Below are 21,102 nucleotides of genomic sequence, written 5' to 3'. Positions count from 1 at the left end.
CTGTTCGAACGGCCGATGGCATCGATGCGTTCGCACGCAGGATGACATGACGCGACGCCGTCGCGTCGCTCTGGATGGCCGCGCAAGAGGGCCTGTCCCATGACTCATCACCTTCCGTCACCTGCGCCGTCGAGCGGGCTGCTGTCCACTCGCCGGGCGTTTCTGCAATCATCCGCGGCCTTCATCGGCGCGCTGTCCCTCGGATCGTCGCTCGGCGCACCGGCATGGGGCCGCGACCTTCGACGCTACCCGATCGCGACGCCGGCCGAAACGACCGTGACGCAGATGCTGGCCTTCCCGGCGACGATCGAGCCCGGCCTGGCGAAGACCGCGCTGCATCAGGTCGCGCGCTACAAGGATTTCGGCTACGGCGAATGGACGCTCGGCTCCGGCCTGCCGATCGTGACGCGCACCGACCTGATGCGAGCCGGCTACGAAAAGCCGGTGGGCGGCGAGAGCAAGCGACTGATCCGGTTCTTCGCGTTCACCGACGTGCACATCACCGACAAGGAAGCGCCCAACCAGCTGATCGGATTCCAGCAGACCGAGCCCGCGGCGGTGAACAACACCTCGATCTATTCGCCGGTGATGCCGTACACGACGCAGGTGCTGGACGCAGCGGTGCAGACGGTCAACGACCTGCACAGCCGCGACCCGTTCGATTTCGGCATCGCGCTCGGCGACGCCTGCAACAGCACGTCCTACAATGAAGTGCGCTGGTACATCGACGTGCTCGACGGCCAGCCGATCACGCCGAGCTCCGGCGACCATCGCGGCCGCGACAGCGTCGACTTCCAGATGCCGTTTCAGGCCGCCGGTCTCGCCGCGGATCTGCCCTGGTATCAGGTCCTCGGCAACCACGATCATTTCATGATCGGCTCGTTTCCGGTCGATGCCGATCCGACGATCGGGCTACGGCAGTCCTACACGGCCGACAGGATCTGGGCGGTCGGCGACGTGCTGAAGCCCAATCGCGAAGGCTTCCCGGCGCTGTTCGACTATCGCGGCCTCAAGGCCACGCCGGCGTACTATCCGGGAGTGATCGACGGCGCGAGCCCGTATGGCGCGATCATTCATACCGGCCGCGCCGACGATCCGGCCTTCGCCGGCAAGCCGCCGCAGATCGCCGCCGATCCCGGCCGCCGTCCGCTGGCGCGCGCCGAATGGCTCGCCGAATTCCGCAACACCACGACGCGTCCGAAGGGGCACGGCTTCGATCTGATCGACGGCGCCGGCGACGGCTTCGCCTGCTACAGCTTCGTACCGAAATCCAACCTGCCGCTGAAGGTGATCGTGCTCGACGTCACCCAGTCCGAACAGGACGGCTCGCGCGACATCCACGGCCACGGCTTTCTCGATGCCAGGCGCTGGGACTGGCTGAAGGCCGAGCTGGCGCGCGGCCAGGCCGACGATCAGCTGATGATCATCGCCAACCACATTCCGATCGGGGTGTCGCCGATCGGCTCCGAAATGGAATGGTGGCTGGGCGACGCCAATGCGGCGCCTGATTTTGCCAACGCCGTCGACCTCGCCGGCCTGGTGACGACGCTGCAGGCTGCGCCGAACCTGCTGATGTGGATCGCCGGGCATCGCCATTTGAATGTGGTGAAGGCGTTCCCCTCCGCCGACCCGGACCGGCCGGAGCAGGGCTTCTGGCAGGTCGAGACCTGCTCGCTGCGCGACTTTCCGCAGCAATTCCGGACTTTCGAGATCAGGCTCAACGCGGACGACACGGTGTCGATCGAGGCGATGAATGTCGATATCGCCGTCGCCGACGGCACGCCGGCGGCGCAATCGCGCAAATACGCCATCGCCACCCAGCAGATCATCCAGAACGACCTGCGGCCCAACAGCCCGAACTACGCGACCGCCGGCGGCAAGATTCCGGTGCCGAGCATGGACCCGACGCGGCCGCAGAGCGACGATCCCAAAGCCACCGATCCGTCGATCCGGTTCGTCGATCTGAGAAGCGCGGACAAGCCGGTCCAGTATCATGCGTCGAGCAATGTCGCACTGCTGAAGCAGCTCAGCCCGCGGATGGTCGAGGTGCTGGAGCGGAGGGTGGCGATGCGGAAGTAGTCGCGATCACGGACCGGATGATTTCCTCACCGGTTCGGACTATACTCGGGCCATGCACGATGCGGTCGCCGATATTGCAGACGACGTTCGGCTTCGCGAAGCCGTGCGGCGACTCGTGACCGCGGCGCCGGTCGAGGAAATCATCCTGTTCGGCAGCCGCGCCCGCGGCGACCACACGGAGGACAGCGATTTCGACCTTTGCGTGATCCTGAATGACGATATCGCGCCCGGCGTCTTCACGCCGGCCTCACTGTGGGAACCGATTTCGGACCTCGGCCTGCCGATCCAGATCGTGCCGATCCGGCGAAGCCGGTTCGAGGCCGCAAGACATGATCGAGGCAGCATAAGTCACCAGATCGCACACGATGGCCGGGTTATCTATTAGGGCTTAGTCAAAGCGACTTCGACAGGAGATACAGTGTTGAGCGTTCAATCGCAGATCGACGAGGGCATCGATAGATCTCCTCCTATTGCCATTTTGCTATCTGCTGAATCATTTTTGAAATCAGCCCAGTACTTAAAGACCGGCACTGAGTTAGAGTATCTCAAGCTCAGGTTTGACATGCCGATATACTATTTATACTCACACGCGATGGAGCTTGCGCTGAAGAGCTTCCTTCGAACAAAAGACTTCGATGGGAAACAGCTGTCGTCGAGGAAGTACGGTCACCAATTGAGCGAACTTTGGAAAGAGTGCCTTAAGCAGGGCCTGAAACTTCATCCAGTTCAGGAGGCGTGCACCGACCAGCTCGTCGAACTTTTAGATCCCTTCGCCACAAGCTACGAATTCCGCTACGTGATCACTGGATATAAGCAACTGCCCCAGTTGCATGTCCTTGACGCAGATGCCTCAAGCCTGATCGCGTCGATCAAACGCCATGTCGAGGCCCACCGCAGGCAGGCTGAGCAGAGCAACGGCGCTACACCTTGAAATGCTTGCTCAGCTTCAGGCTCTGGCCCTGATAGTTCGAGCCGATGCGCTGGCCGTATAGCGCGTCGGGGCGGGACAGCATTTTTTCGTAGATCAGGCGGCCGACGATCTGGCCGTGTTCGAGGATGAACGGCACTTCGCGCGAGCGCACTTCCAGCACCGCGCGCGAGCCGCGGCCGCCGGCGCCCTCGTAGCCGAAGCCGGGATCGAAGAAGCCGGCATAATGCACGCGGAATTCGCCGACCAAGGGATCGAACGGCACCATCTCGGCGGCGTAGTCCGGCGGCACCTGGACGGCTTCCTTGGAGGCCAGGATGTAGAACTCGCCGGGGTCGAGGATCAGCGTGCCGTCGGGACGTGCGGCGATCGGTTCCCAGAATTCGCCGACCGCATAGCCGCCGCGGCGGTCGATATCGACCACGCCGGTGTGGCGCTTGGCGCGATAGCCGACGAAGCCATTGGCGTTGGCGCCGGACAGATCGACGCTGAGCGCGACGCCGCCATTGAGATCGGCGTCGTCGCTGTCGACCAGTCGCTCGACATCGTGCAACGCGTCGAGTTCGTCGGCGTCGAGCGTGGCCTGCCCGACGCGGAAGCGGACTTGAGACAGCCGCGAGCCCTCGCGCAGCAGCACCGGGAAGGTCTTCGGGCTGATCTCGGCGTAAAGCGGGCCGTGATAGCCGGCGCCGATCATGTCGAAGCGCCGGGTGCCGTCGGCGATCACCCGGGTGAAGACGTCGAGCCGCCCGGTCGAGCTCTTCGGATTGGCGGCGGCGACGATGCTCTTCGGCAGCGCCAGGCTCTCCAGCAGCGGCACGATGTAGACGCAATTGGTCTCCAGCACCGCGCCGTCCGACAGGTCGATCTCGTGCAGCTTCAGCTCGTCGATGCGCTCGGCCACCGTGCAGTCCGGCCCCGGCAGGAAGCTGGCGCGGACCCGATAGGCGATGCCGCCGAGCCGCAGATCGAGGCTGGCCGGCTGGATCTGGCTCTCGACGAACGGATATTCCGGCAGGATCAGCCCGGCCTCGGCCATCGCCGCGATCATGCGGTCGGGCAGAATCCCATCGGCATCGGGCGGCAACGCGAACGGCACGGCGGCGATCCTCACGGCGGCCGCACGGCCGCCAGACGCGGAAAATACTGGATTTCATCGGTTATCCGATGGCCGGCTTGACGGGAAGTCCACGGAGGATTAAGAGCCCGACTTATCCCGTGGTGATTTGAGCCGGCCGGCTTGCAGCCACGTTAAACAAGTCGCTAAACAGGCCGGGGACAATGTGATCCCGGCTTGTGGAAATTTTTCCAGGCCGGTTTTTTTGTGCCCGCATCGCCAGGTGTGGTCACGAATGGAGACCACATGTCCGAGACCAATACGCCCAATCCGAAGCCCTCCATCGCCATCCCCGACACCGCGCATTTCCGCCGCGAAACCCGGCTGGTGCATTCCGGCAGCCTGCGCTCGCAATATGGCGAGACCTCCGAGGCGCTGTTTCTGACCCAGGGCTTCGTCTACGACAGCGCCGAGCAATGCGAGGCGCGCTTCACCGGCGACGACGCCGGCTTCCAATATTCGCGGTTCTCCAATCCGACGGTGTTCAGCTTCGAGCAGCGGATGGCGGAATTCGAGGGCGCCGAGGCGGCGCGCGCCACCGCCACCGGCATGGCCGCGGTGACCGCCGCGATGCTGGCGCCGCTGCGCGCCGGCGATCACGTCGTGGCCTCGAAGGCGATGTTCGGCTCGTGCCGCTACGTGGTCGAGGATCTGCTGCCGCGCTACGGCATCGAATCGACGCTGGTCGACGGCCTCGATCTCGACCAGTGGCAGAAGGCGCTGCGCCCGAACACCAGGACCTGCTTCCTCGAAAGCCCGACCAATCCGACGCTCGACGTGCTCGACATCGGCGCGATCGCCGAGATCGCGCATGCCGGCGGCGCGCGGCTCGTCGTCGACAACGTGTTCGCGACGCCGATCTGGCAGAGCCCGCTCGCGCTCGGCGCCGACGTCGTGGTGTACTCCGCCACCAAGCATATCGACGGCCAGGGCCGCTGCCTCGGCGGCGTGGTGCTGTCGACGCAGGCGTTCATCGAGGAGCACATCCAGATGTATCTGCGCCAGACCGGGCCGTCGCTGTCGCCGTTCAACGCCTGGGTACTGCTGAAGGGGCTGGAGACGCTGGCGGTCCGGGTTCGCGCCCAGACTGAGACGGCGGCGGCGATTGCCGATGCGCTGGCCGGCCATCCGAAGATCCCGCGGCTGGTCTATCCCGGCCGCGCCGACCATCCGCAGGCCGCCACGGTCAAGAAGCAGATGGGCGCCGGCTCGACGCTGATCGGCTTCGAGGTCGCGGGCGGCAAGGCGGAAGCGTTCCGCTTCCTCAACGCGCTGAAGCTGATCCGGATCAGCAACAATCTCGGCGACGCCAAGAGCCTGGTCACGCATCCGGCGACGACGACCCATCAGCGGCTGAAGCCGGAAGCGCGCGCCGAACTCGGCATCAGCGAAGGCTTCATCCGCTATTCGGTCGGCCTCGAGCACAAGGACGACCTGATCGAGGACATCGTCGCGGCGCTGGAGAAGGTGTAGCGCCGCGCGAGTTTCGTGCCCCGGATGCTGCGCAGCGCGCCGCCATCCTGGACGCGGCGACGGGTACCCACGTCATCCTGAGGTGCGCGCTCTTGCGCGCCTCGAAGGATGAGCAACCAGTACCTGCGGCCCATCCTTCGAGGCCCGTTCGCCCGCGCTATGCGCGGACCAACGGTCACCTCAGGATGACGGTGATGACTTAGCGAGTCAGTTCGCAGGGGCCGCACGCGCCGCCGTCATCCTGAGAGCCTGCCCCGGACTTGATCCGGGGTGCGCGCCCTTGCGCGCCTCGAAGGATGGCCGCTCGCTCTGTCCACCACGCTCACATCGGCCGGTAGGCGCGCACATCCGCCGGGACGGTGACGCCGAGCTTGATCTGGCCGACCGAGCGGACGATGTCGTCGGCGAGCAGCTGCGCGAAGCAGGCGTAGCCCCAATCGTTCATGTGCAGCCCGTCGTCGATGACGAAATCCTCGAACGGCAGCGCCTGGCGTTCATGCCACTCCTTCATCACCTGAAAGCGCGGGAAGATCGCGACGCGGCGCAGCTCGGCGAGCCGGCCGAGTGCCGCGATCATCTTGCCGGCGCTCTCGGCGCGCTCGTTGACGCGCGGCGCATATTGCGGATCGACCAGCACCACGTCCGAACCCGCCGCCTGGATCGCGGCGATGCCCTCCTCGACCAGCCGGCCGGTCTCGGTCGGATCGAGATTGCGCAGGATGGCGTTGGTGCCGACCTGCCAGATCACCAGGTCGGGCTTGGCGTCCAGCACGGTGGCCTTCAGCCGCGCCATCATTTCGGGGGCGTCCTCGCCGCCCTTGCCGCTGTTGATGACGCTGATGTCGGCGCCCGGATAGTGGCGGCGCAGGCGCTCGGCCAGACGGTTCGGATAGTTGTGCGCCGGCGAACTCGAGCCGTAGCCCTGGGTCGAGGACGAGCCGAACGCCACAATCACCACCGGCTGGCCGGCGATCAGCTTGCGGGCGACGTGGGGCAGCGAGCCCATCGACTTGCCGCCGCCCTTCGGCGCCAGGCAGGGCACCCGCGTCAGCACGTCGCCGGCCGTCTTGGCCGCCTGCCTGACCCGGTCGATGGTCTGGCCGGCGATGCCCCTCTGGGCAGCGTCGCGCCCGGAGGGCGGCGGCTCGGCGGCCGCGGCCGGCGGTGGATCGGACGGCGTCGGGGCGGGCTGCGCGGACGCGCCGGACACCGTGACACCGAGTAGCAACGCCGCCGCGACCGCAATGGCGGCGAACTCCGCGGACCTTCGACTCTTCATTAACGCAACGTCCTCAGCTCCGATGGATTGATCTTCGCCGCATCGATGACGAAGGCCGACAGCGCCCGCGCGAGGCAATTATGCACCCGCATGGCCAGGTCGATTCCGGGCGAGGGACTGAACAGGTCGAATTCTCCGGTCTCGTTCCAGTGCCGCATCAGCGCGAAGCGGTCGAACAGCGGCACGTCGTGCTCCTGCGCCACGGCCCGCATATTATCCAGATAGGGCGCCGGATTGATCATGGTTTCAATCCGGGGGCTGTATTGCAAATTCATCAGGACGACGTCGGCGCCGGCCTTCTGCACGGCTTCGATGCCCTCGCTGAGCCCGCGGCGGAAGTCGTCGGCGTCGATCGAACGGATCGCATCGTAAGTGCCGGTCTGCCAGATCAGCAACGCGGGTTTGCGCTCGGCGACGAGCTGGCCGAGCCCGGGCGCCACCTCGGCGGCGGTGCGCTTGACCCGCATCTCGAACGTGACGCTGACGGCGATGCCCGGCAGCCGGTCGCGCAGCAGGCTCTGCAGCCGGGCCGGATAGGCGGTGCTCTCGGCCGAGCCGATGCTGGAGGAGCGGCTGCCGACCACCAGGATGTCGAGCTTGCGGTCGGTCCGGAGCGCGGCAGCGACCCGGCCGAGGGTGATGTCGGTGGACAGCAGATAGGCGGGCGCGTCGCAGCCCTGCGGGGACGTCTCGGCCGCAGCGCCGGCCGGCGCCGCGAGCGCGCCGAGCAGGGCCAAGCCCAGCATCCATCCCAAGCCGGCCATTCCGCCCGCCCTCATGCATCCCCCCCTGCGAGGTCGGCATCCGGGCTTGTTTTCTGATTGCCGCCCTTCGCCACCGCGTTCTTGTACCACGAAAGCAGCCATGCCGAGGCGGACATGATAACGACGCCGGCCAGACTGACGAAGAAATGCATCACCGCTCCGCCGGAGATCTCGGCCAATATGAAGTAGCCCGCGAATGCAAGGAAGATGCCGAGGCAGAAGATTTCCAGCGAATGCTGGCCGCACAGCACCATCGGCCGCAGCCAGACCGAATTGAGGCCGGGCCAGTCGCGGGGCAGAAACCGCACGGTGATCGCCGCCAGCGCCAGGAAGTGGGCGAACCGCAGCACGTCGAGATTGGGCTTGTCGATCGGGTACATCCACTGCTCGAGCCATTTCGGCAGGATGTGATAGAGCTGCGGCATGTGCCAGGTCAGCACGATGAAGAACGCCGCCAGCAGATAGGCCACCGACAACCCCAGCGTGATGTTCGACGCCAGCACCCGCGACAGCCGCTGCGCGCCGCCCATCGCGCACCAGGCGCCGAACACGAACAGCAACTGCCATGCGTAGGGATTGAACGCCCAGACGCCGCTCGGATAGGCGGTGAGGTGCAGGTCGAACTGCCAGGTCGCGACATAGAGCGCGGTCGACAGCGCCAGCGCCAGATCGGGCGAGCGCCGCATCGTCCACAGGATCGGCGGCAGGAAGAACATCAGCACGATGTACAGCGGCAGCACGTCCATATTGACCGGGCGAAACCGCAGCAGCAGCGCCTGCACGATGGTGACGTCGGGCTGTTTGAGGAAATCCAGGATGCCCATTTCCTCGGTGTAGAGCGGGTTCTGGAAGCTGGTGGCGACGTAGGAGATCTCGGCGAGGAAGATCGTGAACAGAAACACGTGGGCGACATAGATCTGCCAGACCCGCTTCATGATCCGCGCCGACGCCACCACCACGCCCTGATCGCGCATCGCCCGTCCGTAGACGAAAGCGGCGGTGTAGCCGGAAATGAAGATGAAGATCTCGGTGGCGTCGGAAAAGCCGTAGTTCCGGATCGTCAGCCAGGTCAGCACATTGGCCGGCAGATGATCGATGAAGATCAGCCACAGCGCCAGGCCGCGGAACAGATCGAGCCGCAATTCCCGCTTCGGCGCCGGCTTGCGCAGCTCCGGCTGCAGCGGCGGCGACGACAGCGCGGCAGCGTCCGTCGGCGGCAAGCCTCCCGGCGGCGCTCCTGCGGTCTGTTCGGCGACGGACGAGACGACGGCAGTCATGGGTTTTCGAACCGGGGTTTCCGAACCGGCGAATCCTCGCCATGGCGCACATGTTCTCGGATCAGGAATCCGGAGCTCCGTCCCTGATTTTGAACCGGAAGTGCTCTAGGGAGCAACTATGTTGAAACCGCGGCCCCCGGGATCGGCCGCAGCACCTGAAAATCGTTCCGAGCGGCTGGTTTCGGGATGCAAATCTGCGATATGATTGCGACGCAAGTTGGAACAAGACCGATGTACCGCGCCATAACCCGCCAGATCGTGGTGACCGTCGAGCCGAACTATCTGCCGGAGCGTTCCTCGGCGGAGAATCGGCAGTTCTTCTGGTCCTACACCGTGGTCATCACCAATTCGGGCGACGAGACCGTGAAACTGCGGACCCGGCATTGGGTGATCACCGACGCCTCCGGCCGGACCCAGGAGGTCCGCGGCGAGGGCGTGGTCGGCGAACAGCCGGTGCTCGCCCCCGGCGAGCGCTTCGAATACACCAGCGGCGTCCCCCTCCCCACCGCCTCCGGCTTCATGGCCGGCCGTTACCAGATGGAAAGCGAAAGCGGCGAGAAATTCGAGATCGACGTCCCGGCGTTCTCGCTGGACAGCCCGGAAGGGAAACGGACGTTGAATTGAGGGGGCGGGTCGGCGCGAGCCGCGGTTCCAGCCCCGCAGGGTGGCGCTGAGCGGAGCGAAGCCCACGCGGACATCCCGACAGCATCACCGGCGACGCGTGGGCACGGCGCTTGCGCGCCTCTGCCCACCCTACGGACTACGGACTACGCACTTCAAACTCCGATCGTCGGCGGCAAAGTCGGCCCGCCGTCGGCACCACCGCCGGGCCAGTTCTCCTGGAGCCATTTGAGCAAGGGCGGGATGCGCTCCTTGAACGCCGCGTAGACTTCGTTCCAGCCCTTCACGCCGTCTCCAACATCTTTGCCGCTTTTCAGGATCGTGTAGATGCGGTTCGCGGCGCTGGCGAAGGTGAAGTTGCGTGAAGCTGCCGGATCGACGTCGGCAATCGGATCTCTGGGCGGCTTGGGACGCGTAGGATCAGGCGGCGGCGCGTCCGCAGCAGGGAGTGGCGTCACGGCGGGTAACGGCTTAGCCGTCTCATCCATGACAGGTGCAACAGTCTCGTCGAACACCGCCGGAGAATGCTGGTGAATGATCTGTCGGATACTTTCCACGGCGTCGCGCGGAAGCGGCGTCGCAACGCGCCCTGTCCTGATCGAGTGGTAGTGTCGTTCGAGCTCCGGGTAATAGGGACGAAGGCCGAGATGGTCTTCCAAGAAGGTCGATAGACGACTTGCGAAGGCCGTCGGCAGAACATCCTGTTCCGCCACGAACATCTTGTTCAGGACTCTCGCTTCGCCATCGGCGAGCAGGATGTTTCCTGAGCCGGCTTCGGACGGCAGCCACTGGAGATATTCAGCGAGCAATTCGGCGTATTCAGATCGGCCTTGAAAGGTCGGGGCCACAGCTTGAATTCGCAGTTGCTCCGCTCGCGCGCGGCAAGCCTCCAACAGCCTCGCATGGTCGCAAGGCTCAGATGACGGAGGCAGGGTCGGCAGCGCAAACAAGCCTGCATCGGCGCCGATGCGGCCATCCGCCCGGCGATCAATTGCGATCGGGCTCGGGATTGTTTCAAGAGGCTCAGGATCGGGCGGTTGAACGGGATCCTTCCCCAATGGGGTTTTTCCATCGCGGATAGCTCGCAACCGCCGCGCGATCTCGGTGTTCACCGCCTCCGCACCGGCATCCCATGGCAGCTCGCCGGGGAGGTCGGTGAAAGCGGCTTCTTCGGCCTCGCTGGTTCCAGCATGCGGCGATCCAGCGAGGACATCCTCGTACCAGTGTATCCAGACCGACCAGTGAGGACCGAGCGCGCGGAGCTCCGCAGCCAGACCCTGCCAAGCGCCTCCAATACTTGGCGGAGGCAGACCGATCCATAAGGACGCAGACGCCAGTTGCTCTGGGGTCATTGCCCCGTCGTGAAGTCGCTGCGCATCGCCCTGGATGACGGCGTAAGCGGTAGCGGAGGCGGAGGCGGAGGCGTAAGCGGTGGCGGAGGCGGCGTCGGCGTAGGCGACGGTGGCGGCGTAGGCGGCGTCGGCGGAGGCGGCGGTGGCGGCGGAGACGGCGGAGACGGCGGCGTAGCCGTAGGCGGCGTCGGCGGCGTCGACGGTGGCGGCGGTGGCGGCGTAGGCGGAGGCGCGGGCGTCGGCGGCGGCTTGTCCGATTGCGCGGTTTGGATATTTGGCGGCAAACCGCGCAATCGCGGTAGCACGAAACGCGGGCAGCACGATGACCGAAAGCCTGTCCTGAACTCGCGAAAGCGGAAGCACGCGCAGCGCCGCCCGAGCGGCGAGTACAACCGACCACGTGCGCGGCTGCTGCACCAGCCAGCTTGTGAATGCTTCGAAGTCGTTTGGGTCCGGCGGCCCACTGACTGCCCTTCCCCCGACCTCACTCGAATCCGCCATCGCCCGCCCCGCAATCACGCGTCCCGCAACTGTAGCTAACGCTCAGGTTGCAGGACAAGGCGGCTTTGGGCGGAGAGGCGGTGAGAATGGGGATACACGTCCGATCGCGATGCCGACTGCGATCTCCGGCCGGCCGTGCCGATCACAGGCTCCAGGGATTCGAGATTCCGGGTTCGCGCTGCGCGCGCCCCGGAATGACCAACGCAGAGTGCGCGCTGTCGCCCGCAGGGTGGCGCTGAGCGCAGCGAAGCCCATGCGGACATCCCGACAGCATCACCGGCGACGCGTGGGCACGGCGCTTGCGCGCCTTTGCCCACCCTACGGACTCCGACGAACGACAACTGACTGTATTGAGGGGCGCAGACTTCGTGCCCCGGACGCTGCGCAGCGCGCCGCGCTTGCGGCGTGGTGCGCTGCTGATCCGGGGCCCCGGTTCGGATGCATCCGACAGCTTCGAACTATGTCGTGTTGGACAGAGAAACCGGGGTCCCGGATCTGCGAAGCAGCACTGCGTGCTGCATCGCGTCCGGGACACGGGTTATTTCTCGACGACGGGTGAACTACTCGTTCGTCGCCGCGCCGTTCGTCGTTTCTGCGTCCGCGACGCCGGCGCCCGTTTCCACCCCCGCCTCGTCCGGCGTGAACTCGTAGACCGAGCTGCAGAACTCACAGGTCACCACGACCTTGCCGTCCTTGACCATGTCGGCGCGGTCCTGGGCCGAGAAGCGGGACAGCATGCCGGAGACGGCGGTGCGCGAGCAGGAGCATTGCGCGCGCAACGGCAGCGACGAGAATACGCGGACGCCGCGTTCGTGGAACAGCCGGTACAGCAGCCGCTCGCCGGACAGATCCGGGTCGATCAGTTCGATGTCCTCGACGGTGGCGATCAGCGACTGGCCTTCGACCCAGGCGTCGTCCTCGGTGACGGCGTGGACCTCGGCGCCGTCCGGCGCGTCGCCGGGATGCAGATCGGCCGGCCGCGCGCGCTCCGGCGCCTTCGGCAGGAATTGCAGCAGCATGCCGCCGGCGCGCCAGTGGTGCCGGCCGCCCTCGCCGCCGCGCCACTCCTCGCCGACCGCGAGCCGGACCTTGGTGGGGATCTGCTCGGAGCGCATGAAGTATTCGTGCGCGGCCTCTTCCAGCCCGCCGCCGTCGAGCGCGACCAGGCCCTGATAGCGGCGCATGTCGGCGCCCTGGTCGATCGTCATCGCCAGATGCCCCTTGCCGAGCAGCGCACCGGAATCCAGCCCGGGCACGAGCTTGCCGGCGTCGAACCGCGCATAGGCGCGGAGCCGGTCGGGCGCCTGGAAATCGACGATCAGGAACGACACCGGGCCGTCGGTCTGGGTCTGCAGGATGAAGCGGCCGTCGAATTTCAGCGCCGAGCCGAGCAGCGTCGCCAGCACGATCGCCTCGCCGAGCAGTTTGGCGACCGGCGTGGGATAAGCGTGCTTTTCCAGCAGCTCGTCGAGCGCCGGGCCGAGCCGCGTCAGCCGGCCGCGCAGATCGAGCGGGCCGACTTCGAAAGGCAGCACCGCGTCGTCGATCGGAACTGCGGAGGGCGCGCGCACCGGGGGCGCTTCGGAGGTCTTGGGATTTTGCGATTGCGAGGTCATGGCGCTCTATCTGGGGGCGGAGGACGAAATCGGAAGGGCCTCATGCGAGGGATGCAGTTCCGGAAGAGGAGTGCCGTCACCCTGAGGTGCTCGCCGACTTCGGCGAGCCTCGAAGGGCGGCGGCGTCGCCACCACCCTGTCTCAGCATCCTTCGAGGCCCGCGCTTCGCGCGGGCACCTCAGGATGACGCCGAATGTGTCGCGATGACCGCTACGCCACCGCGCCGAGGCACCAGGCCAGGATGCCCTTCTGCGCGTGCAGGCGGTTTTCGGCTTCGTCGAACACCACCGATTGCGGGCCGTCGATCACCTCGTCGGTGACCTCCTCGCCGCGATGCGCCGGCAGGCAGTGCATGAAGATCGCGTCCTTGTGGGCGAGCGACATCAGCTTGGCGTTGACCTGAAACGGCTTCAGCAGATTGTGGCGGTGCTCGCCGTCCTTGTCGCCCATCGACACCCAGGTGTCGGTGACGACGCAATCGGCGCCGCGGACCGCCGCCTCGGCGTCGCTGCCGAGCGTGATCGCAGCACCACTGGTCTTGATCCAGTCGCGCATCGCCTTGTTGGGCGCGAGCTGCGGCGGGGTCGCGATGTTGAGCCTGAAATCGAACCGCTGTGCGGCATGCGCCCACGACGCCAGCACGTTGTTGTCGTCGCCGGTCCAGGCCACGGTCGCGCCCTTGATCGGGCCGCGATGCTCCTCGAACGTCATCACGTCGGCCATCACCTGGCACGGATGCGACTTGCGGGTGAGCCCGTTGATCACCGGCACGGTAGCGTTGGCGGCGAGCTCCAGCAGCGAGTCGTGATTGAGGATGCGGATCATGATGATGTCGACGAAGCGCGACAGCACCCGCGCGGTGTCGGCGATGGTCTCGCCGCGGCCGAGCTGCATCTCGGCGCCGGTCAGCATGATCGACTCGCCGCCGAGCTGGCGCATGCCGACGTCGAACGAGACGCGGGTGCGCGTCGAGGGCTTCTCGAAGATCATCGCCAGCGTCTTGCCGGCGAGCGGCTTGTCGGCATCCGCATTGGCCTTGCGCTTCGCCTTCATCGCCACGCCGGCGGCGAGCATATTGCGCAGCTCCGAGGTCGGGACCTCGGTGAGATCGAGGAAATGCCTCGGGGCGCTGGTCATCGCTGGACTCTCGATCGTACTCTTGGAACTACTCACCGCACGATTGGTAGCGCTGCTCATCACACCGCCTCCCGCTGCGCGGCCTGGCCGGACAACACGCCGCAGGCGCGCTCGAGCCGCGTCACCGCCTCGTCGATCTCCACCTCGTCGACGATCAGCGGCGGCAGCAGCCGCACGACGTTGTCGCCGGCGCCGACCGTGAGCAAATTCTGGTCGCGCAGGGCGGCGACCAGATCGGTCGACGGCACCACCGCCTTGAGGCCGATCAGCAGCCCTTCGCCGCGGATCTCGCTCAGCACCTGCGGATAGCGATCGACGATGCCGGCGAGCTTCTGCTTCAACAGCAGCGACATCCGCCGGACGTGATCGAGGAAGCCGGGCTCCAGCATCACGTCGAGCACCGCATTGGCGGCGGCGACGGCGAGCGGATTGCCGCCGAAGGTCGAGCCGTGCGAACCCGGCGCCATGCCCTCGGCGGCATCCGCGGTGGCGAGGCAGGCGCCGATCGGGAAACCGCCGCCGAGCGCCTTGGCCAGCGACATGATATCGGGCGCCACGCCGATCCGCTGGTAAGCGAACAGCTCGCCGGTGCGGCCCATGCCGGTCTGTACCTCGTCGAAAATCAGCAGCAGGCCATTGCTGTCGCACAGATCGCGCAGCGCGCGGAAGAACGCCGGCTCCGGCGAACGGACCCCGCCCTCGCCCTGCAGCGGCTCGATCAGGATGCCGGCGGTGGTCGGGCCGATCGCCTTCTTCACCGCGTCGAGATCGCCGAGCGGCACTTGGTCGAAGCCGTCGAGCGGCTCGCCATAGCCTTCGAGATACTTCGCCGAGCCGGTGGCGGCGAGCGTGCCGAGCGTGCGGCCGTGGAACGCGCCCGCGAAGGTGATGATCCGGGTGCGCTCCGGATTGCCTTTGGAGAAATGGTGGTGCCGCGTCATCTTCAGCGCGCACTCCATCGCCTCCGCGCCGGAATTGGCGAAGAACACGAAATCGGCGAAGCTCTGCTCGCACAGCCGCGCGGCGAGGCGCTCGCCGTCCGGACTCTTGAACAGGTTCGACATGTGCCACAGTTTGGTCGCCTGCTGCTGCAACGCTTCGACCAGATGCGGATGGCAATGGCCGAGCGAATTGACCGCGACGCCGCTGGTGAAATCGAGGTAGCGCTCGCCGGTGGTCGAGATCAGCCAGGCACCCTCGCCGCGCTCGAAGGCGACATCCGCCCTCGCGAACACCGGCAGGAGATGGGACGTAGTAGCTGCACTCGACTTAGCACTCGACATGGCCGATCCGATCGGAAAAACGGGCCGCCGGCCCGGCCGCGTCAGCGCGGTCGCGGTCCAACGTGCCCCGGAAACGAAAGTACCCCGGAAACGAAACGTGCCGCCTTTCCAGGCGGCACGTGTAGTCATTCTAGGTGTGCTGAAGTGCCTGTCAACCGGGCTTCCGCTGGGGTTCCCCCGGACTTCTCCGCAGGTCGCCGCTGTGACGGACAAGACTCACTTGCGAGAGAAGGTGTGGACGCACCAGGTCTGACTCTTGCGCGTGAGTCACGCCATATTGTAGCGTTTTCCTCGTCAGGCACGACATGTCGTGCGCGGTTTGTAATCCTTTACGAGTTCTCGGTCGGGGCGCAACGCCCGGACGGCACCGGCCGTCCGGCGAGGGTTAAGGGATTCTGACGGCACGACAATTGACGACCTCGCAGCCGCGGTTCGGCGCTGGACCAGTACCGCGCGGCAGGAAGGGATTTAAGACGATGACAACATTGACTTGGACCGACGAGCGCGTCGAGCAGTTGAAGAAGCTATGGGAAGGCGGGCTGTCGGCGAGTCAAATTGCCGCGGAGCTCGGCAACGTGACGCGCAACGCCGTGATCGGCAAGGTCCATCGGCTCGGCCTGTCGGGCCGGGCCAAGAGCCCGTCCTCGGCGGCGCCGCGCCAGCGCAAGGCGCGCCCCGCCCAGCACATGATGCGGGTGACGCGGCCGGTGGCGCGCGGCAATACCGCGCTGGCGCATGTGTTCGAGGTCGAGGCCGAGCCCGATCCGATCGCGATCGACAACGTCGTACCGATGAACCAGCGGCTGTCGCTGCTCGAACTCAACGAAGCCACCTGCCACTGGCCGGTCGGCGATCCGTCGAGCCCCGAGTTCTTCTTCTGCGGCGGCAAATCGCTGCCCGGCCTGCCGTATTGCGCGCATCACTCGCGCATCGCCTATCAGCCGGTCGGTGACCGCCGGCGGCAGGCGCCGAAGACGACGCGGTAATCACGCCTCTGCGCGGGGCAATGCCGCCACCGCGCGGCACCCGTTCTGGCCCGGAACGCGCTGCGAGCGTTTCTGCCCGGCACGCGCTCCCGACGGTCCTCGCCCGGCTCGACCGGGCGATCCAGTCACCCGGAGCGCCCGTTCATTCTCACCAACACTCGGGAATACTGGATCCTCCGCTTTCGCGGAGGATGACGGCTGGGGTGTGAATCGGATGCCGTGGGCGTCAAAACCCGTAGCCCGCATGAGCGCAGCGATATGCGGGAGGCACCGCTCGAACCCCGCATGGCGATGCGCTCATGCGGGCTACCGACTTGCTCCTGTTGAAGCGCTTCGCGCTTACTCCACCTTGGCGAAGCGATCGTCGAGCGCGTAGCCGGCGCCGCGCACGGTGCGGATCGGGTCCTGCTCGCGGCCCGGATTGAGCAGCTTGCGCAGACGGCCGATGTGGACGTCGACGGTGCGCTCGTCGATGTAGATGTCGCGGCCCCAGACGCCGTCGAGCAGTTGCTCGCGGCTGAACACCCGGCCGGGATGCTCCAGGAAGAATTCGAGCAGGCGATATTCGGTCGGGCCGAGATCGATCGGCCGGCCGCTGCGCGCGACGCGGCGCTTGTCGCGGTCGAGTTCGAGATCGCCATAGGTCAGCACGGTGGCGAGCCGCTCGGGTGCGGCGCGACGCAGCAGACCCTTCACCCGCGCCAGCAGTTCCGGCACCGAGAACGGCTTGACGATGTAGTCGTCGGCGCCGGTGGCGAGGCCGCGGACGCGTTCGCTCTCCTCGCCGCGCGCGGTCAACATGATGATCGGCAACTGCTTGGTGTCGGTCCGCGCCCGCAGCCGGCGGCACAGTTCGATGCCGGAGAGACCCGGCAGCATCCAGTCCAGCACCACCAGATCCGGCAGCCGCTCCTTCATCCGTGTGTCGGCATCGTCGCCGCGGGCGACGGTTTCGACGTCGTAGCCGTCGGATTCGAGATTGTATCGCAGCAGCGTGGTCAGCGCTTCCTCGTCTTCAACCACCAGAATGCGCGCACCCATGTGTCGTCCTCGTCTTCAGTCGAGCGTATCCGGGATGCGCTCCGCATCCCGCCGTCCTGCGCGTCAGTTGCCCGGCGTCGCGTTGGCGAAAGTCGTCATGTCGCCCTTCGGGCGCTTTTCGAGAAGCTGCTCGCCCTCGACCATGTAGAACACCGTCTCGGCGATGTTGGTGGCGTGATCGCCGATCCGCTCGATGTTCTTGGCGCAGAACATCAGGTGGATGCAGAACGAGATGTTGCGCGGATCTTCCATCATGTAGGTCAAGAGCTCGCGGAACAGCGAGGTGCAGATCGCGTCGACTTCCTCGTCGCCGTTCCACACCACCATCGCGGCCGGCAGGTCGTGCGCGGTGTAGGCGTCCAGCACCGACTTGACCTGCGACTGCACCAGGTCGGTCATGTGCTCGAGGCCGCGGATCAGCTTCAGCGGGTGGAAGTCGCTGTCGATCGCGTTGACCCGCTTGGCGATGTTCTTCGACAGGTCGCCGATCCGCTCGAGATCAGTGGCGACGCGCATCGCGCCGACGATCTCGCGCAGGTCGACCGCCATCGGCTGCCGCCGCGCGATCGTCAGCACGGCGCGCTCCTCGATGACGCGCTGCATCTGGTCGATCTCGGAATCGGCCGCGACGACGCGGGCGCCGAGTGCGACGTCGCGCCGGACCAGCGCGTCGACCGAATCGACGATCTGGCGCTCGGCCAGGCCGCCCATCTCGGCGACCATCCGGGTCAGCTCCTGCAGGTCGCCGTCGAACGCCTTGGTGGTGTGCTCGAAGCCCATATTCATTCTCCTCGCGCCTGGCGCGTCAGCCGAACCGGCCGGTGATGTAGTCCTGGGTGCGCCGGTCGTTCGGCGAGGTGAAGATCTTGTCGGTCGGACCGAATTCGATCAGTTCGCCGAGATACATGAAGGCGGTCGATTCCGAGACGCGCGCCGCCTGCTGCATGTTGTGGGTGACGATGGCGATCGTGTACTCTTCCTTCAACTCGTCGATCAACTCCTCGATCTTCGCGGTCGAGATCGGATCGAGCGCCGAGCACGGCTCGTCGAACAGGATGACTTCCGGCCGCACCGCGATGGTGCGGGCGATGCACAGACGCTGCTGCTGGCCGCCCGAGAGGCTGAGCCCCGAGGCGCTGAGCTTGTCCTTGACCTCGTTCCACAGCGCGCCGCCGCGCAGCGCCTTCTCGACCCGGCCGTCCATCTCCGACTTCGAGATCTTCTCGTAAAGCCGGATGCCGAAGGCGATGTTCTCGTAGATCGTCATCGGAAACGGCGTCGGCTTCTGGAACACCATGCCGACCCGCGCCCGCAGCAGATTGAGGTCGAGCTTCGGATCGAGAATGTTGTGACCGTCGAGCATCACCTGCCCCTCGGCGCGCTGGCCGGGGTAGAGGTCGTACATCCGGTTGAAGATCCGCAGCAGCGTGGACTTGCCGCAGCCGGACGGGCCGATGAAGGCGGTGACGCGGTTGGCGGCGAGATTGAGGTTGATGTCCTTCAGCGCGCGATTGTCGCCGTAGTAGAAGTTCAGATCGCGCACGGTGACTTTCGCCGGGCCCTCGGGCTGCACGATGGCTCCGGGAGCCGGTCCGGCCGGAAGACTGGTCGTAAAGGAGATATCGGTCATTTCGGGGTCCTCTCGGCGCCGAGAATGCGCGCGCCAATGTTCAGGGCAAGCACGGTGAGGGTGATGATCAGCGCTCCGGTCCAGGCCAGTTGCTTCCAGTAGTCGTAGGGGCTCTGGACGAAGTTGTTGATGGTGACCGGCAGGTTGGCCATCGTCTTCGACAGGTCGAGGCTGAAGAACTGGTTGCTGAGCGCGGTGAACAGCAGCGGCGCGGTTTCGCCGGCGACCCGCGCCGTCGCCAGCAGCACGCCGGTGATCAGGCCGGCGCGGGCGGCGCGGTAGGAGATCCGCTTGATCACCAGCGAACGCGGCAGGCCGAGCGCGGCGGCGGCCTCGCGCAGCGAGCCCGGCACCAGCAGCAGCATGTCCTCGGTCGTGCGCACCACCACCGGGATCACGATCACCGCCAGCGCCAGCGCGCCGGCGAAGGCCGAGAACCCGCCCATCGGCACCACCACGGCGCCGTAGATGAACAGGCCGATGATGATCGACGGCGCGCTCAGCAGGATGTCGTTGATGAAGCGGATCACCGAGGTCAGCCGGTCGTAGCGGCCGTATTCGGCCAGATAGGTGCCGGCGAACAGCCCGAGCGGCGCGCCGACGCCGACGCCGATCAGAGTCATGATCGCGGAGCCGACGATGGCGTTGAGCAAGCCGCCTTCGGCGGAGCCCGGCGGCGGGGTATTCTCCGTGAAGATCTGGACGCTGAGGCCGGCGAAGCCGTTGTAGAACAGCGTGAACAGGATCATCGCCAGCCAGGACACGCCGAACAGCGTGGCGCCGTAGCACAGCGCCTTGATGGTGAAGTCGGAGCGGCGACGGGATGCATAAACCGGATTCATGATCAATTCCCCGCCTTCTTTTCGAGCCGCATCAGCATCAGCCGCGCCGCCGTCAGCACCAGGAAGGTGAGGATGAACAGCAGCAGGCCGAGCAGGATCAGTCCGGACTGGTGCAGCCCGTCGCTTTCGGCGAATTCCGAGGCGATCGCCGCCGAGATCGTGGTGCCGGGCGAGAAGATCGAGCCGGTGATCCGGAAGGCGTTGCCGATGATGAAGGTGACCGCCATGGTTTCGCCGAGCGCGCGGCCGAGCGCCAGCATGATGCCGCCGATCACGCCGACCCTGGTGTAGGGGATCACCACGCTGCGAACGACTTCCCAGGTGGTGCAGCCGACGCCGTAGGCGGCTTCCTTGAGCACCGGCGGCACGGTCTTGAACACGTCGACCGAGATCGCGGTGATGAACGGCAGCACCATGATGGCCAGGATCAGCGAGGCGTTGAACAGGCTGAGATAGGAAGGCGGACCGGCGAAGATCGTCTCCAGCACCGGCACGCCTTCGAAGGCGCGGATCATGTAGGGCTGCATGTAGTTCGCCATGAACGGCCCGAGCACGAAGAAGCCCCACATGCCGTAGATGATCGACGGGATGCCGGCCAGCAGTTCGACCGCGAGGCCGATCGGGCGGCGCAGCCAGTTCGGGCACAGTTCGGTGAGGAAGATCGCGATCCCGAGCCCGATCGGAATGGCGATCACCATGGCGATGATCGACGTGACCAGCGTGCCGTAGATCGGCCCGAGCGCGCCGAGGATCGGCGGGTCGTTGGCCGGCGCCCAGCGCTGGGTGAACAGGAAGGAAAACCCGAATTCCCGGATTGCCGGCCATGCGCCGACGATCAGCGACAGGATGATGCCGCCGAGGATCAGCAGCACCGAAATCGCGCAAGCGCGCGTGGTCCAGTAAAACGCGGTATCGCCGGCCTTGAACGCGCCGAGAGCCCTCGCGCGGTCATAGGGTCCGGCGGCCTCCATTCCAGTGCTCTGAACCGCCATGTCTGCCACGCCCGTCACCCTGATGTTGTTACGCTACCCGGACACAACGCGCGCCCTGAAGCGATTTGTTTGAAACCTGATCGCGATTGAACGAAGGCCGAAGCCGCGCATCTCAAGAAACGAATCCGGAACGAGACGCACGGTAATCACGTCGGGAGCGGCGCGGCCGGGCCCGGCGCAGGCA

The 21,102-nt window shown here is 66.1% G+C and carries 19 protein-coding genes and 1 riboswitch; of the genes, 6 read left to right on the top strand and 13 right to left on the bottom strand.

The genetic code is table 11. The annotated features are described in order from the left end of the window. The first annotated feature begins 99 nt into the window (after nucleotides 1-99). The 3 genes from RPB_RS04045 to RPB_RS04035 are packed head-to-tail and all read left to right on the top strand — an operon-like array spanning nucleotide 100 to nucleotide 3,010. Complete coding sequence (locus RPB_RS04045; protein ID WP_011439694.1) at nucleotides 100-2,079, top strand: TIGR03768 family metallophosphoesterase; 1,980 nt, start codon at nucleotides 100-102, stop codon at nucleotides 2,077-2,079. A 52-nt stretch (nucleotides 2,080-2,131) separates the two neighbouring features. Further along, nucleotides 2,132-2,464, top strand: a complete 333-nt coding sequence (locus RPB_RS04040; RefSeq protein WP_011439693.1) for a nucleotidyltransferase domain-containing protein — start codon at nucleotides 2,132-2,134, stop codon at nucleotides 2,462-2,464. 36 nt (nucleotides 2,465-2,500) lie between these two features. Continuing rightward, nucleotides 2,501-3,010, top strand: coding sequence for a hypothetical protein (locus RPB_RS04035; protein WP_157038772.1), 510 nt, complete (start codon nucleotides 2,501-2,503; stop codon nucleotides 3,008-3,010). Here RPB_RS04035 and RPB_RS04030 read toward each other — a convergent pair. Continuing rightward, nucleotides 3,000-4,106 (bottom strand): 2'-deoxycytidine 5'-triphosphate deaminase, encoded by a 1,107-nt coding sequence (locus RPB_RS04030; protein ID WP_011439692.1) that lies wholly within the window; start codon nucleotides 4,104-4,106, stop codon nucleotides 3,000-3,002. The two genes, RPB_RS04035 and RPB_RS04030, sit on opposite strands and share 11 nt — an antisense overlap. A 109-nt stretch (nucleotides 4,107-4,215) precedes the next feature. Beyond that, nucleotides 4,216-4,295: riboswitch (SAM riboswitch) on the top strand. A gap of 75 nt (nucleotides 4,296-4,370) precedes the next feature. Between RPB_RS04030 and RPB_RS04025 the strand changes: the two genes are divergently transcribed. Next, entirely contained in the window at nucleotides 4,371-5,597 is a 1,227-nt protein-coding gene (locus tag RPB_RS04025; RefSeq protein WP_011439691.1) for an O-succinylhomoserine sulfhydrylase, read from the top strand. A 322-nt stretch (nucleotides 5,598-5,919) separates the two neighbouring features. On the opposite strand, the gene RPB_RS04020 is transcribed toward RPB_RS04025, so the two are convergent. The 3 genes from RPB_RS04020 to RPB_RS04010 are packed head-to-tail and all read right to left on the bottom strand — an operon-like array spanning nucleotide 5,920 to nucleotide 8,917. After that, on the bottom strand, nucleotides 5,920-6,876 hold the full coding sequence (locus RPB_RS04020) for an SGNH/GDSL hydrolase family protein (RefSeq protein WP_011439690.1): 957 nt from the start codon (nucleotides 6,874-6,876) through the stop codon (nucleotides 5,920-5,922). Then, nucleotides 6,876-7,655, bottom strand: coding sequence for a hypothetical protein (locus tag RPB_RS04015; protein ID WP_011439689.1), 780 nt, complete (start codon nucleotides 7,653-7,655; stop codon nucleotides 6,876-6,878). Before RPB_RS04015 ends, RPB_RS04020 begins: the two co-directional genes overlap by 1 nt. Further along, on the bottom strand, nucleotides 7,652-8,917 hold the full coding sequence (locus RPB_RS04010; RefSeq protein WP_011439688.1) for an OpgC domain-containing protein: 1,266 nt from the start codon (nucleotides 8,915-8,917) through the stop codon (nucleotides 7,652-7,654). Before RPB_RS04010 ends, RPB_RS04015 begins: the two co-directional genes overlap by 4 nt. Nucleotides 8,918-9,148: 231 nt before the next feature. Here RPB_RS04010 and apaG point away from each other — a divergent pair, with 231 nt between their 5' ends. After that, nucleotides 9,149-9,541, top strand: a complete 393-nt coding sequence (apaG, locus tag RPB_RS04005; RefSeq protein WP_041797929.1) for a Co2+/Mg2+ efflux protein ApaG — start codon at nucleotides 9,149-9,151, stop codon at nucleotides 9,539-9,541. Between the two features lie 152 nt (nucleotides 9,542-9,693). On the opposite strand, the gene RPB_RS24800 is transcribed toward apaG, so the two are convergent. The 4 genes from RPB_RS24800 to RPB_RS03980 form a co-directional block, all read right to left on the bottom strand. Then, nucleotides 9,694-11,391, bottom strand: a complete 1,698-nt coding sequence (locus tag RPB_RS24800; protein WP_011439686.1) for a hypothetical protein — start codon at nucleotides 11,389-11,391, stop codon at nucleotides 9,694-9,696. A 560-nt stretch (nucleotides 11,392-11,951) separates the two neighbouring features. Next, nucleotides 11,952-13,007, bottom strand: coding sequence for an Hsp33 family molecular chaperone (locus RPB_RS03990; protein ID WP_011439685.1), 1,056 nt, complete (start codon nucleotides 13,005-13,007; stop codon nucleotides 11,952-11,954). A gap of 210 nt (nucleotides 13,008-13,217) precedes the next feature. Next, on the bottom strand, nucleotides 13,218-14,144 hold the full coding sequence (argF, locus tag RPB_RS03985; protein WP_041797926.1) for an ornithine carbamoyltransferase: 927 nt from the start codon (nucleotides 14,142-14,144) through the stop codon (nucleotides 13,218-13,220). Nucleotides 14,145-14,203: 59 nt separating this feature from the next. After that, nucleotides 14,204-15,427 (bottom strand): aspartate aminotransferase family protein, encoded by a 1,224-nt coding sequence (locus tag RPB_RS03980; RefSeq protein WP_011439683.1) that lies wholly within the window; start codon nucleotides 15,425-15,427, stop codon nucleotides 14,204-14,206. A gap of 476 nt (nucleotides 15,428-15,903) precedes the next feature. Here RPB_RS03980 and RPB_RS03975 point away from each other — a divergent pair, with 476 nt between their 5' ends. Continuing rightward, nucleotides 15,904-16,413: a GcrA family cell cycle regulator gene (locus RPB_RS03975; protein ID WP_011439682.1), complete on the top strand. Its 510-nt coding sequence runs from the start codon at nucleotides 15,904-15,906 to the stop codon at nucleotides 16,411-16,413. A gap of 339 nt (nucleotides 16,414-16,752) precedes the next feature. Here RPB_RS03975 and phoB read toward each other — a convergent pair whose 3' ends face one another. The 5 genes from phoB to pstC form a co-directional block, all read right to left on the bottom strand. Then, nucleotides 16,753-17,454 carry a phosphate regulon transcriptional regulator PhoB gene (gene phoB / locus RPB_RS03970; RefSeq protein ID WP_011439681.1) on the bottom strand — a complete coding sequence of 234 codons (702 nt, stop codon included), beginning with the start codon at nucleotides 17,452-17,454 and terminating at the stop codon, nucleotides 16,753-16,755. A 63-nt stretch (nucleotides 17,455-17,517) separates the two neighbouring features. Further along, nucleotides 17,518-18,234 carry a phosphate signaling complex protein PhoU gene (gene phoU, locus RPB_RS03965; RefSeq protein ID WP_011439680.1) on the bottom strand — a complete coding sequence of 239 codons (717 nt, stop codon included), beginning with the start codon at nucleotides 18,232-18,234 and terminating at the stop codon, nucleotides 17,518-17,520. Between the two features lie 25 nt (nucleotides 18,235-18,259). Next, nucleotides 18,260-19,084 (bottom strand): phosphate ABC transporter ATP-binding protein PstB, encoded by an 825-nt coding sequence (gene pstB / locus RPB_RS03960; RefSeq protein WP_011439679.1) that lies wholly within the window; start codon nucleotides 19,082-19,084, stop codon nucleotides 18,260-18,262. Then, nucleotides 19,081-19,926, bottom strand: coding sequence for a phosphate ABC transporter permease PstA (gene pstA / locus RPB_RS03955; RefSeq protein ID WP_011439678.1), 846 nt, complete (start codon nucleotides 19,924-19,926; stop codon nucleotides 19,081-19,083). Before pstA ends, pstB begins: the two co-directional genes overlap by 4 nt. Before the next feature lie 2 nt (nucleotides 19,927-19,928). Next, the gene (gene pstC, locus RPB_RS03950) at nucleotides 19,929-20,927 is read right to left on the bottom strand and encodes a phosphate ABC transporter permease subunit PstC (protein WP_011439677.1); all 999 of its coding nucleotides are present in this window, start codon (nucleotides 20,925-20,927) and stop codon (nucleotides 19,929-19,931) included. Nucleotides 20,928-21,102: the final 175 nt, after the last annotated feature.

Origin of the sequence: Rhodopseudomonas palustris HaA2 (genome assembly GCF_000013365.1) — a bacterium.
GTDB lineage: Bacteria > Pseudomonadota > Alphaproteobacteria > Rhizobiales > Xanthobacteraceae > Rhodopseudomonas > Rhodopseudomonas palustris_J.
Note: the sequence above shows the minus strand (reverse complement) of the source record. Positions and strands in the feature narration are given on the sequence as shown.